The following is a 15,891-nucleotide window of genomic DNA, read 5'->3' as shown; positions in this document are numbered from 1 at the left end:
TCAGCCGCCATTGGTCACCACCGGATCGAGGACAATGGCCCTGCTGCCCGCCCCGCCCCGCGGGCCAGGCTGACTGCCATGGATTCTCCCGCACCCGCGCACACCGCCGCGATCGCGGCACTGGTCCTCGGCACGGTCATGGTCGTCGCGATCCCCGCAGCCACCGTCTACCTGTCCGCTTGGGCGCGGATGTACGGCGCGGTGCTGGTCTACCTCGCGTTCGTCGAATATCTGGCGGTCGCGGTGGGGCTGGCCCGATGGGGCGTCCATCAGTTGCGTTCCTGATCACGATCGGGCACGAAATCCGCTGTCCCCAGCGGGATTCGCACGGTGGCGCCGGCCGCCAGCATCGTGGTGACGCCGTCACAGTGGATCTCGACGGGATCGGCGCGGCCCGCGTCCGCGGCGACCTCCAGCAGGCCGGCGCTGATCCGGATCGCGAGGCGGTGACCCCGGTAGATGATCGAGTAGCGCAGCTCCCCCAGTCCGCTCGGCCAGCACGGGTTGAAGATCAGGCGATCGGACCGGATCTCCATCCCGGTGTAGCACCGCTGCACCAGGTCGACGCTGCCGGCCATGGCGCCCAGATGAATTCCCTCCTCCGTGGTGCCGCCCTGGATGTCGGCGACATCGGAGTCGAGGACCCGGTCGAAGAAGTCCATGGCCTGCACCCGGTGCGCGCGAGCCAGCACCCACGCGTGGACCAGCGCGCTCAGCGTGGAGCCGTGTGAGGTCCGGGCCAGGTAGTAGTCGATGGTCCGCGGGATCATCTCCCCCGGCAGCTCGTACCCCAGACGCTCCAGCACGTCCCGCAATTCGTCGGCCGAGAGCAGGTAGAACAACATCAGCACATCGGCCTGCTTGGCGGCCCGGTACCGATTGACGTCGTCGCCCTCGGCCTCGAGGATGCGATCGAGCCGCTGGATCTCGCCGTAGCGCTGCCGATAGCCGTCCCAATCGAGTTCGTCCAGCCGCTCGTAGCCGTCGAACTGACTGATGACGCCGTCGTGGAACGGCACGAACATGCGGCGGCTCACGTGCTCCCATCGGGCGACCTCCGCGGGCGCGACGCGCAGTGATTCCAGCAGCTCCGCGCGCGCCCGCGGGGTCAGCCGCTCCAATGCCTCCTGGGCGCGCAGCAAGGTCCACACCGCCATCACGTTGGTGTAGGCGTTGTCGTCGACACCGGACCCGGGCGCACCGGGCGAACCGGTGTGGAATTCGTCGGGTCCGATGACACCGCGCAGGTGATATCGGTCGTGCCGGGGATCGTAATCGGCCAGGCTCGCCCAGTATCGGGCGATCTCGACCAGTAGTTCGGCCCCGTAGTCGGTGAGGAATTCGATGTCGCCGGTCGCCTGGTAGTACTGCCACACGGTGCAGGCGATGGCGCTGCCGATGTGATGGGCGCGAGGGCTCGGATCCGGATTCCAGTGCCCCGACAGCGGATTCAGATGCAGGAGCTGGCTCTCCTCGCGTCCGTCGGAACCCGACTGCCACGGGAACATCGCTCCGCGCTGACCCGCCGCGGCGGCCGCCCGGCGCGCCTCGGGCAGTCGCCGGTACCGGTACCGCAACAGTCCACGGGCCAGTCTCGGGAAGCGCGGGGTGAGGACCGGGTACACGAACAGCTCGTCCCAGAAGACATGCCCGCGATACGCCTCGCCGTGCAGGCCGCGTGCGGGCACCCCGACATCGAGGTCGGCGGTGTGCGGCGACAGGGTCTGCACCAGGTGCAGCAGATGCAACCGGATCACCCGGGTCGCCCGGTCACCGCCGTCGAGGTCGATGCGCAGCCGATCCCACAGGTGTTCCCAGGCCGCGGTGTGGGATTCGAGCAGCTCCGCGAAGCCGCCGGCACCGCGCAACGCCCGCGCGGCCTCGTCGTCCGGGGCCGAGACGGCGTGGTCGCGGCCGGTGACCACGGCCGCGACCTTCTCCAGCACGACCGTGTCCCCCTCGGCCAGCGCGACACCGTGGTCGTGTCCGATCGCCCCCTGCGCTTCCACGAGTTCGGTTGCGGGACAAAGTTTCACCTCGTCCCGGTGCAGGGTGCCGCGCGCGGCGGTCGCCACCGGGATCCCCGACTGCCCGGTGCGCACGACCAGCAGCACCGATTCGGGCGACAGCTCGCGCGCCGACACCGGCTCGAGGTGCTCGCCCGACAGTTCGCGGTACCGTGCCACCAGGCCGTTGCGCACGCCGCCGTCCACCATGGATCGGAAGACCACGGTGCCCGACCAGTTCTCGGCGGTCACCGCTGTCTCCAGCGCACACAGGTGCGGGGAGTGCATGGCCGCGAAACGACGCTGACTCACCCGCGTGATACGCCCGGCGGCGTCGCGGAAGCGGAACCGACGCAGCAGGACCGCCCGCCGCAGATCGAATTCCTGCCGGTAGGAAAGCAATTCGACGGAATCGATGTCGAGCCAGTCCGCGTCACCGATGCGGAAGGTGACCGGAAGCCAGTTCGGCAGGTTCACCAGGCTCTCGTTGCCCACGGTCCGCCCTGCGACCTGGTCGAAGAGCCGGTTGTAGGTCCCGGCCACATAGGTGCCCGGATAGTGGTGCGCCCCGGCCGCGCATTCGGGCGCGGCGCCCCGGGTGGCGAGGTAGCCGTTGCCGACCGTGCACAACGCCTCGCGCAGGCGCTCGTGCGCCGGGTCGTACCCATCGAAGGCGAGCACCCACGCATCCGATACGGCCCCGGTCGATTCGGCGTCCAACAGCCCGGTCAGGTCGTCGAGGAACGCACGCACGCCGTCAGGTCCCGGCAGCGCGAAGCGGGCGGCGGTGCGCCGGTCCCCGTTCTCGTCGTGGCGGACCACCACCGAGATCCCCTCGGCCTCGATCGCGTCGAAGGCGTCCTCGTCGGTGAGGTCGTCGCCGAGGTAGATCGGCAGGGTCGGCGTGGTGAGGTGGCCCAGGATCCAGCGCAGCGCGGTTCCCTTGTCCCAGTCCACATCCGGTCGCAGTTCCACGACCTTGCGCCCACCCGTCACCCGCAGGCCCCGATCGCGCGCTCGAGCGTGCACCGCGGCCGTCACCGCGGGTACCCGATCCGGAGCCACGCGCCGGTAATGCACCGCGACGGCGAACCGTTTGTGCTCCACCAGAACTCCGGGGATATCGCGCAGTGACCGCTCGAGTTCCGCGGCCGCCGCGGCGAGGGCGAGCTCCGCGCCCGGCGCCGCATCGTGCACGTGGGTCGTACCGTCGGGGGCGAGCAATTCGAATCCGTGACATCCGGCGTACCAGAGTCCGTCCACCCCCACCCGCTCACGCAGATCCGCGAGCTCACGACCGCTCACGATGGCCACCGGGCACCGCGAGGCCAACCGCTGCAGCGCCGGGGCGGCGCCGTCCACCAGGGCCGCGGCGCCCGGATCCGGCACGATGGCCGACAGCGTGCCGTCGAAATCGAGGAGGACCGAAGCCTTTTCGGTATCGAGCAGGTCGCCGAGCCGGGCCGGGCTCGCCTCGGGCAGCTCCGACATCCGCCGGAAACCGCTGCGCAGCCCCACCTGTCCGAGATCGGCGACCACCACATCGGCTCCGTGTTCGGCGAGCCGGTCCCCGTGCCCGCCCCGGTCCACGCCGATCACCAGACCGAAACCGCCTGCGCGCCCGGCCGCCACGCCGGCCTCCGCGTCCTCCACGACGATGGTCCGTTCCGGTTCGGCGCCGAGCCGGCGTGCGGCCTCGAGCAGCATCGCGGGGTCGGGTTTGCCCGCCAATCCCAGCTCGTCGGCGACGATCCCGTCCACGCGCACACCGAACAGATCACCGATGCCGGCCGCGCGCAGGACCTCGGCGCAGTTGCGGCTGGCCGAGAAGACCGCGACGCCGATGCCCGCGGCCTGCAGGCGGCGCACCAGCGCCACGGTGGTATCGAAGGCGGGTATTCCGTCGCGGGTGAGCCGGGCCTTGAACAGCCGGTCCTTGCGATTGCCCAGCGCGCAGACCGTCCCGGCGTCCTCGCCGTCGGCGGGATCGCCGTACGGGAGCGAGATGCCGCGCGCGGCAAGAAAATTGGTGACGCCCTGGTATCGGGGGACGCCGTCGACCCAGCGCAGATAGTCGTCGGCGCCGAACGGTGACCGATCCTCGCCGACCACGACCGAACGATGGTCCAAGAAGTCGTCGAACGCTTCTTTCCAGACCGCCGCGTGGACCGAAGCGCTGTCGGTCACCACCCCGTCCATATCGAAGATCACCGCATCGTGGCGCCGCGCATCGATCAGCGGCGCGGCCTGTGTGTGCTCGTCCACGACTTCAGCCTGCGACGCGCGCGCGGCGAAGCCAAGGGTCCAGTAGCACCGTAACGAGGACCAACGGCCCCTGCGGCCAGGACGGCCCCCGTCCTAGCGTGAGTCCATGAGCCCACTACCCAGCGGTGACACGATCGAGCAGGCCGTCCGGCTGTCCGGTCGCGCACCCTCGTTGCACAACAGCCAACCGTGGCACTGGGTCTTCGACGGCGCCACCCTGCACCTGTTCTCGGTGCGCGAGCGCATCCTGCCCGCCACCGACGAGTCCGGACGGCAGATGCTGATCAGCTGCGGTCTTGCGCTGGGCCACCTGCGGGCCGCGCTCGCAGCGGCCGGATGGCAAACCCAAGTCGCCTACTTCCCGAATCCCACCCGCCACGACCATCTCGCGACGGTCACCTTCGAACCCTCTCGCATCGTCACCGACGCCGACCTGGACCGCGCGGCCGCCATCGAGACGCGGTACACCGATCGCCTCCCGTTCACTGCTCCGGACGACTGGCGCGACTTCGAACCGGTACTGCCGGTCATCGTCGACCCGCTCGACGCCGTGGTCACCGTCCTGCCGCCCGAGGCCCGCTCCGAGCTGGCTCACGCCTCACGGCTCACCGCGGCCATGCGGCGCTACGATTCCGGCTATCAGGCCGAATTGCAGTGGTGGGCAGGACATTCACTGGACGCCGAGGGCATTCCACCGACGGCCCGGCTCTCCGCCGAGGAGCGTGAGCGCGTCGAGGTGAACCGTGTCCTCCCCGCCGTCCCCGGCGAACCACGCCGCACCGAGCTCGACGACGACCGATCCGTCGTCGTGGTCGTATCCAGCGGCGACAGCTCCGCCGACCACCTGCGCTGCGGCGAGGCGCTGTCCAACATCCTGCTCGAATGCACGGTCGCCGGCTACGCCACATGCCTGCTGACCCATGTCACCGAACTGCCGCGCAGTCGCGCGCTCATCCGTACGCTCACCGGCCGGGACGAGCAGCCACAGGTCCTGATCCGCATCGGCGGCGTCCCCGCGTCCGAGCAACATCAACCCCGGACACCGCGGCTGCCCCTCGCTCAGATCCTCCAGGTCACCGCACCCGCCGCCGCGACATCCGAATGAGTATCGGCGTTTCGCCGCGGCCAGGCCCGCGGGTTATCTTTGACCTGACAGCCCAAGAAGATGGGAACCGGCCATGACCACCGTTTTTCTCGTAGACGACCACGAGATCGTTCGCCGGGGGCTCGTCGACTTGCTCGAGAGCGATCCGGAAATCACCGTCGTCGGTGAAGCCGCCGACGCCGCGCAGGCGCTGGCCCGCATTCCCGCGCTCAAACCCGATGTCGCCGTCCTCGACGTCCGGCTGCCCGATGGCAACGGCATCGAACTGTGCCGCGATCTGCTCTCGCGCCTGGATGGGCTGCGCTGCCTGATCCTCACCTCGTTCACCGATGAACAGGCCATGATGGACGCCATCCTGGCCGGGGCCAGCGGGTACGTGGTGAAGGACATCAAGGGCATGGAACTGGCCAAGGCCATCAAGGAGATCGGGGCCGGTCGCTCGCTGCTGGACAACCGCGCCGCGGCCGCGCTCATGGACCGGCTGCGGCGCAGCACCCAGTCGGACGGCCCGCTGGCCGGGCTGACCGAGCAGGAGCGCAAACTCCTCGACCTGCTCGGCGAGGGCCTGACCAACCGTCAGATCGCCGAACGCATGTTCCTCGCCGAGAAGACGGTCAAGAACTACGTCTCGCGCCTGCTCTCCAAACTGGGCATGGAACGCCGTACCCAGGCCGCGGTGTACGCCTCCAAACTGCGTGGCGAACACCCACACCCGGTCTAGATCGACGTCGACAGCGATCCGCCGCGCCTCCCGAACGGGGCGCGGCGGTTTCGGTTCCGGCGGGTCTCGGTTCCGCGGCGGCGAGTGTCGCAAGCCGGCCCCCGAGGCCTTGGCGATCAAGTGGCGACGACCGCTGACGGGGCCGCACCGGCGTCGCCGGGCCGGTGATCGTCTCCCGTGACTTGCAGGTGTCACGTCGCGGCGGAGGGTCGAATCCACAGGTGCACAGCGCAATCCGGCTTGCGGTCCGCTGGCGTCGCGCTTCCGGACCGACCCTGGACCTCGGGGACCGACCCGCCAATTATGCGACGGGGCGCCTACCGGCCACACCGGCGGCAAGTCCTCGGCTACAAGGTCTTTGGTCCCCGGTGTGCGTGCGAGCCTGCCCTATCGATTCGGTGGATCCAGCGGAACCCTCGAAGTCATGTCCCTCCCCGCGCCCCCGGCCGACGCGAATGCCGCGCCGCTTCACCCGGATCACGCGATATCCGCGGCGATCGCCGCATCCTTGCCCGCCGAGACGGTCCTGACCACATTGGGAACCGGCGTGGCCGGTCTCACCGAGACCGAATACGCCCGCCGGGCCGTCACGTCCGGTCCCAATGCCGTACGGACGCATCGCGCGCGAATCGGGCCGGTCGCCGCCCGGCAGTTGCGTTCTCCGCTGTTGTTGCTGCTGGCCGTGACCGCCACGGCGTCGTTCTTCCTCGGCCAGCGCACCGACGCGGTGGTCATCGGTGTGATCGTGGCGATGTCGGTGGGGCTGGGCACCGTCAACGAGTTTCGCGCCGAACGGGCCGCCGATGCCTTGCACGACCGCGTCCGACACCTGGTCGTGGTGCTACGCGACGGACAGGCTCGATCGATCGACCTCGCGGAGCTGGTTCCCGGCGACGTCGTCGAGCTGCGACCGGGAGAACTGGTGCCCGCCGATCTGCGGCTGCTCTCGTCCACCGGTCTGCACTGCGACGAGTCGGTGCTCACCGGGGAGGCCGAGCCTGCGCCGAAGTCGCCGGACGTGGTGCCCGCGGGCAGCCCGATCGCCGAGCTGTCATCCTGCGCTCTCATGGGCACGGTCGTCGCCGCCGGTACCGGCCGCGGTGTGGTGATCGCGACCGGCGGTGATGCCGAATTCGGGCGCATCGCAGCCGGTTTGGCGCACCAGGAGCCCGAGACCGAGTTCCAGGTCGGGCTGCGCCGGTTCTCGATGCTGCTGGTCCGGGTCGCCGCCGCGCTGACGATCGGCATCTTCGCGGTGAACCTGGTGCTGCACCGGCCGATCCTGGACGCGTTGATGTTCTCGCTGGCGATCGCGGTCGGGATCTCGCCCCAACTGCTCCCGGCGGTGGTGTCCACCAGCCTCGCGGCCGGGTCTCGGCTGCTGGCCCAGCGCAAGGTACTGGTGAAAAGGCTGGTCTGCATCGAGGATCTCGGCGATATCGAGGTGCTGTTCACCGACAAGACCGGGACACTGACCGAAGGCCGGATCGAGTTCCTGCGCGCGGTCCCCGCCGACGCGGCGTCCGACGGCGCCGACACCACCACGCTCGGACTGGTGTGTACCGACGGCTCGATCGAGCATGGCGCCCTGGTGGGCGGCGACGCACTCGATACCGCGCTGTGGGCGGCGCCCATCGCACAGCGGGCAGCGGCCGGCCGGTATTCGCGGCTGGCCGCCTTGCCTTTCGATCATCGGCGCCGCATGGTGTCGGTCCTGGTGGAGTCGCCCGCGGGCGAGCGGGTCCTCATCACCAAGGGCGCCCCGGAAGCCGTGCTCGCCTGCTGTGAACATGTGCCCGAATCAGCGGCCAGGGCCCTCGACGGCGAGTTCGCGGCCGGGCATCGCGTGGTCGCGGTGGCCACCCGTTCCGCGGTCGGCACCGCGGCGCTGACGACCGCCGAGGAGACCGGGCTGCGGCTGGCCGGCTTCCTCGTCTTCCTGGATCCGCCGAAATCCACTGCCGGCGCGGCCATCACCCGGCTGACGAGCCTGGGCATCGCGGTCAAGGTGATCACCGGAGATCATCCGGGTGTGGCCGCGCAGGTCTGCGAACGCCTCGGCCTGCGCCTGGACGGCACGCTCTCGGGCACCGATATCGACCGGCTCACCGACGCCGAGCTCGCCGGGAGATTGGGCGCCACCACAATTTTCGCGCGCATCGACCCGGAGCAGAAGGCGCGCATCGTGCGCGCGCAACGCTCGCTCGGCGTCGATGTCGCATTCCTCGGCGACGGTGTCAACGACGCGCTCGCCCTGCACGCCGCCGATGTCGGGATCTCCGTCGACGCCGCCACCGACGTCGCCAAGGACGCCGCCGACGTGGTGTTGCTCGAGAAGGACCTGCAGGTGCTGGCCGACGGAGTCACCCAGGGCCGGCGCGTCTTCGCCAACACCATGAAGTACGTCCTGATGGGTACCTCCAGCAATTTCGGCAATATGTTCAGCGCGGCCGGCGCGTCGGCCTTCCTGCCCTTCCTGCCGATGCTGCCCTCGCAGATCCTGCTCAACAACCTGCTCTACGACTCCAGCCAGCTCGCCATCCCCACCGACCACGTCGACGAGGAGCAGCTGGCGCGCCCCTCGCGCTGGGACATCGCACTGATCCGGCGGTTCATGCTGGTGTTCGGCCCGATCAGCTCGATCTTCGACTTCGCGACCTTCGGGATCATGCTCTGGGTCTTCCACGCCGGCGAAACACTGTTCCACACGGGCTGGTTCGTCGAATCGCTCGCCACCCAGACCTTGGTGCTGTTCGTCATCCGCACCCGCAGGACACCGTTCTTCCGCAGCCGCCCCAGTGCGGTCCTGCTGACCGCCGCACTCGCCGCGGTCGGGCTCGGCGCGGCGCTGCCCGTGACCCCCCTGGCCGCCGCGCTGGGGTTCCAGCCCCTGCCCGCCGGGTTCTTCGCCGCGCTGCTCGTCATGATCCTGGTGTATCTCGCGCTGGCCGAGGCCGCCAAACGCTGGTTCTTCCACGCCTCCGGCCCGGTGCCGGCCGTCCGAGACCGTCGCACCGACCACCGATTGCGGAGGCGCGCAGCACGTTTCGCCGCGGGGACGCGCCCGGCGCCGGGGACTTCCGCCTGATCGAGAATGGGAGATCGACGACCCGTACGCCTGAGCAGGCGCCGCTAGCTCGCCTGCTTCGCCACGAGTCGCACCCCGGTCACCAAGGTCGGCTCGATGGCGACGATGGAATCCATCATCCCGTCGACCCACGGTCGCAGCAGCGCTTCGTAACGAGCGACGCGCTCGGGATCGGTCACCGGACGCGCGATGCCCGTCACCACCACCGACCACCCCAGTTGTTCGACCGGATCGATGTCATCGGCCTCGTAGGCCACCACGACATTCGAGTCGGCCCGCACCGTCGAGGTCAGCCGCGACGTGAGCCGGGTCCGTACGATGACGATCTCACCGTCCTCGACCAGGTGATTCACCGGGCGTACGGCGGGCAACGCGTCACGGGTGAAGATCACCCGCCCGAACGGCACGCTCGCCAGCAGTCGCAGCGCCTCCTCGCGGCCCATGGCCACCGTGGCGCGGGGATCGAACGAGCGGTCGGAGGTCGCGTTCATGCGCAAGCCCCCAGCGCCCGACCCGCTCGCCGGCCGGATACCTCCGGCCGCAAGCGAATTCGGACCGATGGAGCTTCGTACACGTGCATGAACTGACAACCCTTCCTTACCCGGCCCCCTTGCATGATGCGTTCCCGATCAATGTCAGCATCGGCACCCCGATCCTCACAGGGCCGAAGGTCCCGTCTCGAACGTCCTTCCGGCACCCGCGCGGAGCGCTACCGGCCGACGGGTCCAAAGACAGCGCCTTTCGAGGAACTGTGGCCCTGTGGTGCACCCAAGTCGTGCGGTGGACTTCAGAGGAGCTCGGTCCGGAAGGGAAGGGGGCACCGTGATGCCCGATTCACGAGAACGGAATCGGGGGGAGCAGCGCGCCGGTGTCGTGAGCGCGGTGCTGCTCATCGGCACGATCACGCCGCTGCTGGCGGGAGCGATCGCCTGGGTCTGTGGCGCGATCGAAGTCGCCGGATGGTGCTGGGCCGCCGGCACGGTGGTGGCCATCGTCCCCGCGCTGTGGTGGGTGGTCTCGGCGCTGCGGCGCGGGCGGGCGGGGGTCGATCTCATCGCAGTGCTGTCGCTGGCCGGGACGCTGTGGGTGCACGAATATCTCGCGGGGGCATTGATCGCGGTCATGCTCAGCGGTGGGCACGCGCTCGACGCCGCGGCCGAGCGGCGGGCGACGCGGGACCTGCGGGCATTGCTCGAACGGGCCCCGCGCTCGGCGCGACGGCGGCGCGGGGCGACGGTGCGGGTGGTCGGACTCGACGAGATCGTCGTGGGTGACGTCCTGGTCGTCGCCGCCGGGGAGGTGGTGCCGACCGACGGCAGAATTCTGGATTCGGTTGCGGTGCTGGATGAATCGGCGTTGACCGGGGAACCGCTGCAGATCGAACGGGCGGCCGGGGAACCGGTGCGCAGCGGCGTGCTCAATGCCGGCGGCGTCTTCGAGATGCGTGCCACCGCGACCGCCGACCAGAGCACCTACGCCGGCATCGTGCGATTGGCCCGCGAAGCCGGGGCCGCCACCGCGCCCACCGTCCGGCTCGCCGATCGGTATGCCGCCTGGTTTCTGCCCCTGACCTTGGCTGTCGCCGCGGCGTCCTACTGGTTCAGCGGGTCGCTCACCCGCGCGGTGGCGGTGCTCGTGGTCGCGACGCCCTGTCCGTTGCTGCTTGCCGCGCCGGTGGCGATCGTCTCGGGACTCTCGCGTGCCTCTCGGATCGGCGTCGTGGTCCGCGGCGGTGGAGCGCTGGAAAACCTCGGCCGCGCAACCACTCTGGTCATGGACAAGACGGGCACGGTCACCGCCGGGCGGCCCGTCGTCACGGAGGTCGCCGCGGCCCCCGGCACGGATGGGACGTGGCTGCTGCGGCTGGCGGCTTCGGTCGATCAGCTGTCGCCGCATGTGCTGGCCGCTGCGATCGTCACCGAGGCGCTGACGCGGGGCCTGGGACTCGATGTCGCCACGGCGGTTTCCGAGCGCGCGGGCCACGGCGTGAGCGGCGTGGTCGATGGCCGTCGCGTACAGGTCGGCAAGCTGCCCGAGAGCACGGTCGTCCCGGAATGGGCCCGGCCGGTCATGAATCGCGCCCGGCTGGACTCCGCCGCGATCGCCTGGATCACCGTCGACGACGAGCCGCTCGGGGCCGTGCTGCTGCGCGACCCGTTGCGCCGCCACGCGCCCCGCACGCTGCGGCGATTGCGCGAGGCGGGACTGAACCGGCTCGTCATGCTGACCGGCGATCGGCCCGAACCCGCGCGGGAGGTCGCCACGGTGCTGGGCTTGGACGAGGTGTTCGCGGACCAGAGTCCGGCCGACAAGGTCGAGGCCGTGCGGCGGGAGAGCGCCCGGCAGGTGACCGTCATGGTCGGCGACGGCATCAATGACGCCCCGGCCCTCGCCGCGGCCACCGTCGGCGTGGCCATGGGCGCGCGCGGATCGACGGCCTCGTCGGAAGCCGCCGATATCGTGCTCACCACCGACCGGCTGGACCGGCTCGCCGACGCCATGGACATCGCGCGCCGGTCGCGGCGCATCGCCGTGCAGAGCGCGACCGTGGGTATGACGCTGTCCCTGCTGGCCATGGTCGTCGCCGCTTGCGGGTGGCTGCCGCCCGCGGCGGGCGCGCTGCTCCAGGAGGCGATCGACGTCACCGTGATTCTGAACGCGCTGCGGGCGCTGCGCGGCGGCCCGGCCGCCGGACGCGCGATGCCGGCCGACACCGACGATCTGCTGCGCCGTTTCGCCGCCGAACACGATGCGCTGCGCGACGCGCTCACGGCCCTGCGCGCGGTCGCCGATCGCATCGCCGAACGCCCCGACGCCGAAGCCCTGAAGGCCCTCGAGACCACGCACCGATTCCTGGTCGAGGACCTGCTGCCGCACGAGCGCGCCGAGGAGACCACGCTCTACCCCGCGCTCGCCGAGCCGCTCGGCGGATCCGAGGCCACAGCCACGATGAGCCGGGCGCACGCCGAGATCCAGCGCTTGACCACACGAATCGGCACCCACCTCGAATTCGCCCGGGCCCGTGGAGGTTTCGACCCCGACCAGATCGACGATCTGCTCGCGTGCCTGTACGGCCTGCACGCCGTGCTGCGCTTGCACTTCCTGCAAGAGGAGGAGAACTACTTCGTTCTCGCCACCGACGACACGCTGTGATGGGACGACCACCGCGGGACGGTCATCGACTTGTTCCCGCTCCACCGGGACTTTCTCCTCTGGAACCGCAAGGTGGCCGCGCACAGGCTGGTGACACGACTATCGAAGGAGGCGCGCGATGGAATACCGGGTGAACGTCTGCGAGACACCACCCCAGGCGGTCCTGCGTATACCGTTGGAGATCCGCCCGGATCTGTTGAGCGAGGGCATCATCGGCGGGATGGGCCGGCTGACCGAGGTCGCCGAGAAGGCGGGACTCACCGCGAATGGGGCACCGACGATCACATTTCACCGGGAGCTGCTCGCCGAGGACGCAATCGTCGTCGACTTCGGGCTCCCGATCGAGGCTGCACCGGCGCTCGGACCGAGTTCCGGCGCGGAACTGGTCATCCAGTCCCCCACGCTGGTGGCCCGCACCAGTCACAGGGGCAGCTATCGCGGCATCGACGCGGCCTACCGCGCCCTGCGGGAATGGTTGCAGCAGGCCGGCTATCGTCCCGCCGGTCCGCCGACTGAAGCGTATCTGATCGGGCCGGACGAGGTGAGCGATCCCCGGATGCTCATCACCGAGATCCGGATCCCGGTGACCCCGGCCCCGGCCATCGCCGTCCACCTCATGACTTCATTTCCCGATGCCGTGGATCGAACCCGAACAGCGTTGCAGGAAACCGGATTCGGCGTCGTCACCGAGTTCGACGTACAGGCGGCATTGCGTGAGCGGACGGGCGAACACATCGAGGAGTATCTGATTCTCGGCGTCTGCCAGCCCCAGCTCACGAGCCTGGCCTTGGCCACCGATCGCGAGGCCGGGCTGGTCATGCCCTGCACCGTGGTCGTCCGAGCCGACGAGACAGGTGTGCTGGTCGAGGCCGTCGATCCCACTCTGCTCGTCCAGGTCCTGGCGCGGCGCGAATTGGCCGCCTCGGCCGAGGAGATGCGACGGATGCTCGCCTCGGCGCTGTCGGGTCTTGCCCGTCCCGCGGCCGCCGCAGGCTGACAATGATGCCGGGGACCATGGTCCCGGCCGAGGCGGGTCCGAGTCCTCTCACCGAATTTCGACCGCACGAGCAGGCTCGACCTATGGAAACCACAGCGACCTACGCGACCGGCCCGCCATCACGGCCTGGATCGACACCATCGCCCAGGAGCTGAAACTGCCCAGGGCGCAGGCTATCCCGACCCACCCCTGACCTGAGTCCGCGAGAGAAGCCAACCCGATGAGCCATCACACCGACCCGTTCGGTCCCGCGATCCATACCGGCAACGTCTGGTTGCGCACCGTCGCCGACCGTCCGGGCTCCGACGACCGGATGACCGCGCAACTGCCCACATCGCTACGACGGGTGCTGCTCGGCGCCGACTTCAGCGACATTCCGACCGCGGCAGGCATTTTCGAGACGCCCGAGGGCCGCCCGTGACCATTCGCCACGCCCCCTTGTTCGTGATCGCACTCCCCTTCGTCGTCACCGGCCTCGAACTCGCCGGCGCATCGCCGGCGGTGCTGCTGTGCGCATTGCTCGTCCTCACCATCCCGATCCTGCTCCTGCTGCTACTGCCGGGATCGAAGAACAACTGGAGTAGCCATGGGTGACTAAGTCGCTACCGTCGATGAACTTTTTCGGTCTACCCGGACGCTGTCGACCGCACCGGCCGCGCGGTCGCCGTCGCCGAGCGGCGAGTGTTGCCGGACCAGGCGCTGTCCGTGCCGACGGGGCCCTAAGATCGGATGCCGACCTAGAATCGGTGAAGGCCGTAATGGACAAAACGTGGGCGGATTCCACACGTACAGGAAGACGATATGACCGTTGAGCCCCAGGACGGCTCCTACTCGGTGCGCGATACCCTCTCCCAGCTGCGGCTGCGGGAGTTGCTCGTAGAGGTCAAGGACCGGGTCGAGCTGATCATCGACGCCCGCGACCGGATGGACGGCTTGGTCGAGGCCATGCTCGCGGTGACCTCCGGGCTCGATCTGGACCAGACCCTGCGCACCATCGTGCACACCGCGATCAGTCTCGTCGACGCCCGCTACGGCGCTCTGGGCGTGCGCGGGCAGGATCAGCACGGGCAGGATCCGCTCGAGCAGTTCATCTACGAGGGCATCGACGAGGCAACCCGCGCCGAGATCGGTGAGCTGCCCGAAGGCCGTGGCGTCCTGGGGCTGCTGATCACCCAACCGAAAACCATTCGCCTGGACAACATCGCCGATCACCCCTCCTCGGTGGGCTTTCCGGCCAACCACCCGGCGATGCGCACCTTCCTGGGCGTCCCGGTCCGGATCCGCGACGAGGTCTTCGGCAACCTGTATCTGACCGAGAAGGCCGGCGGACAGCCCTTCACCGAGGACGACGAGGTGATCGTGCAGGCGCTCGCCGCGGCCGCCGGCACCGCCATCGACAACGCGCGGCTCTACGAATCCAGCCGCAGCCGCCAGGCCTGGATCGAGGCGACCCGCGACGTCGCCACCGAGTTCCTGGCCGGAACCGCGCCCGCGGAGGTACTCGCCCACGTCGTCGTGCACGCCCGCACCCTCACCGATTCGACCTGGGCCTTCCTGGCCCTCGACGATGACCCCGAGAGCGACACCGATGCTGTGGAGGGGCTGCGGATCAGTCAGTGCGCGGGGCCCGACGGCAGGACGCACGGCGGATTCGTCCGTACCTCCGGGACGGCGGTCGGGCGGGCGTTTCGCCAGGGCCGGCCCCAAAGCCTCGACAGCGGTGACGATCTCGGCCTCGACACCGCGCTCGACGCCGGGCCGGCGTTGGTGCTGCCGCTGCACGCACAGGACTCGACCTTCGGGGTGCTGGTCATGGTCCGCCCGGCCGGCGCTCCCCCGTTCTCGGACGAACTGCAAGGTCTGGCCGCGGCGTTCACCGATCAGGCCGCTCTGGCCATCCAGCTGTCGGAAGCGCAGCAGCGCATGCGTGAACTCGACGTGCTGACCGATCGTGACCGCATCGCCCGCGATCTGCACGACCACGTCATCCAGCGACTGTTCGCGGCCGGACTGAGCCTGCAGGGCACCGTCGCCCGCGCCCGGTCCGCCGAGATCCGGGAACGGATCTCCGACGTCATCAACGACCTGCAGGACGTGGTGCAGGAGATCCGGACCTCCATCTTCGACCTGCACGGCGGCGCCGAGGGCAGCACCCGGCTACGCCAGCGGATCGAGGAGGTGATCCGAAAGCAAACCGCGGACACCGGAATTCGCACCTCGTTGCGGATCTCCGGGCCGTTGTCGGTGGTGGCGGCCGAACTGGCCGACCACGCCGAAGCCGTGGTGCGCGAAGCGGTCTCCAACGCGGTCCGTCACGCGCACGCCGAAACGATCGCGGTCACCATCGACGTCTCCGACGACCTCACCCTGTTGATCGCCGACGACGGCCGCGGGATTCCCGCCAACATCACCACGAGCGGCCTGGGGAACCTGGCGCGCCGGGCCGAGCAGCTGGGCGGCACATTCTGTTTCGGTGACAACCCCGAGGGCGCGGGGACATTGGTGCGCTGGGCCGTGCCGTTCAAGTGAACAGCCGGGTGTGCCGCCGGCCCGATG

General features: G+C 69.7%; 11 protein-coding genes. 9 read left to right on the top strand and 2 right to left on the bottom strand.

Annotation, left to right across the window (positions count from 1 at the left end):
• The first annotated feature begins 78 nt into the window (after nt 1–78).
• Nucleotides 79–285 carry a hypothetical protein gene (locus ACYVKL_RS27605; protein WP_379166056.1) on the top strand — a complete coding sequence of 69 codons (207 nt, stop codon included), beginning with the start codon at nt 79–81 and terminating at the stop codon, nt 283–285.
• On the opposite strand, the gene otsB is transcribed toward ACYVKL_RS27605, so the two are convergent.
• Complete coding sequence (gene otsB / locus ACYVKL_RS27600) at nt 270–4,271, bottom strand: trehalose-phosphatase (RefSeq protein WP_379166055.1); 4,002 nt, start codon at nt 4,269–4,271, stop codon at nt 270–272. The two genes, ACYVKL_RS27605 and otsB, sit on opposite strands and share 16 nt — an antisense overlap.
• A gap of 106 nt (nt 4,272–4,377) precedes the next feature.
• On the opposite strand from otsB, the gene ACYVKL_RS27595 reads away from it, so the two are divergent.
• From ACYVKL_RS27595 to mgtA, 3 genes are all read left to right on the top strand, one after another.
• Entirely contained in the window at nt 4,378–5,376 is a 999-nt protein-coding gene (locus tag ACYVKL_RS27595) for an Acg family FMN-binding oxidoreductase (RefSeq protein WP_379166054.1), read from the top strand.
• A gap of 73 nt (nt 5,377–5,449) precedes the next feature.
• The gene (locus ACYVKL_RS27590) at nt 5,450–6,097 is read left to right on the top strand and encodes a response regulator (RefSeq protein ID WP_379166053.1); all 648 of its coding nucleotides are present in this window, start codon (nt 5,450–5,452) and stop codon (nt 6,095–6,097) included.
• Between the two features lie 424 nt (nt 6,098–6,521).
• Nucleotides 6,522–9,185, top strand: coding sequence for a magnesium-translocating P-type ATPase (gene mgtA / locus ACYVKL_RS27585; protein WP_379166052.1), 2,664 nt, complete (start codon nt 6,522–6,524; stop codon nt 9,183–9,185).
• Between the two features lie 44 nt (nt 9,186–9,229).
• Here mgtA and ACYVKL_RS27580 read toward each other — a convergent pair whose 3' ends face one another.
• Entirely contained in the window at nt 9,230–9,676 is a 447-nt protein-coding gene (locus ACYVKL_RS27580) for a pyridoxamine 5'-phosphate oxidase family protein (protein ID WP_379166050.1), read from the bottom strand.
• 334 nt (nt 9,677–10,010) lie between these two features.
• Between ACYVKL_RS27580 and ACYVKL_RS27575 the strand changes: the two genes are divergently transcribed.
• From ACYVKL_RS27575 to ACYVKL_RS27555, 5 genes are all read left to right on the top strand, one after another.
• Complete coding sequence (locus ACYVKL_RS27575) at nt 10,011–12,338, top strand: heavy metal translocating P-type ATPase (RefSeq protein WP_379166049.1); 2,328 nt, start codon at nt 10,011–10,013, stop codon at nt 12,336–12,338.
• 118 nt (nt 12,339–12,456) lie between these two features.
• Nucleotides 12,457–13,335, top strand: a complete 879-nt coding sequence (locus ACYVKL_RS27570) for a DUF302 domain-containing protein (protein WP_379166048.1) — start codon at nt 12,457–12,459, stop codon at nt 13,333–13,335.
• 220 nt (nt 13,336–13,555) lie between these two features.
• A complete protein-coding gene (locus ACYVKL_RS27565) occupies nt 13,556–13,756 on the top strand; it encodes a hypothetical protein (protein WP_379166047.1) in 201 nt (66 codons plus the stop codon).
• Complete coding sequence (locus tag ACYVKL_RS27560; protein ID WP_357196482.1) at nt 13,753–13,929, top strand: hypothetical protein; 177 nt, start codon at nt 13,753–13,755, stop codon at nt 13,927–13,929. Before ACYVKL_RS27565 ends, ACYVKL_RS27560 begins: the two co-directional genes overlap by 4 nt.
• Before the next feature lie 207 nt (nt 13,930–14,136).
• Nucleotides 14,137–15,864: a GAF domain-containing sensor histidine kinase gene (locus ACYVKL_RS27555; protein ID WP_379166046.1), complete on the top strand. Its 1,728-nt coding sequence runs from the start codon at nt 14,137–14,139 to the stop codon at nt 15,862–15,864.
• Nucleotides 15,865–15,891: the final 27 nt, after the last annotated feature.

It is taken from the genome of Nocardia tengchongensis, assembly GCF_054781395.1.
This window is presented reverse-complemented; position numbering and strand designations above follow the sequence as displayed.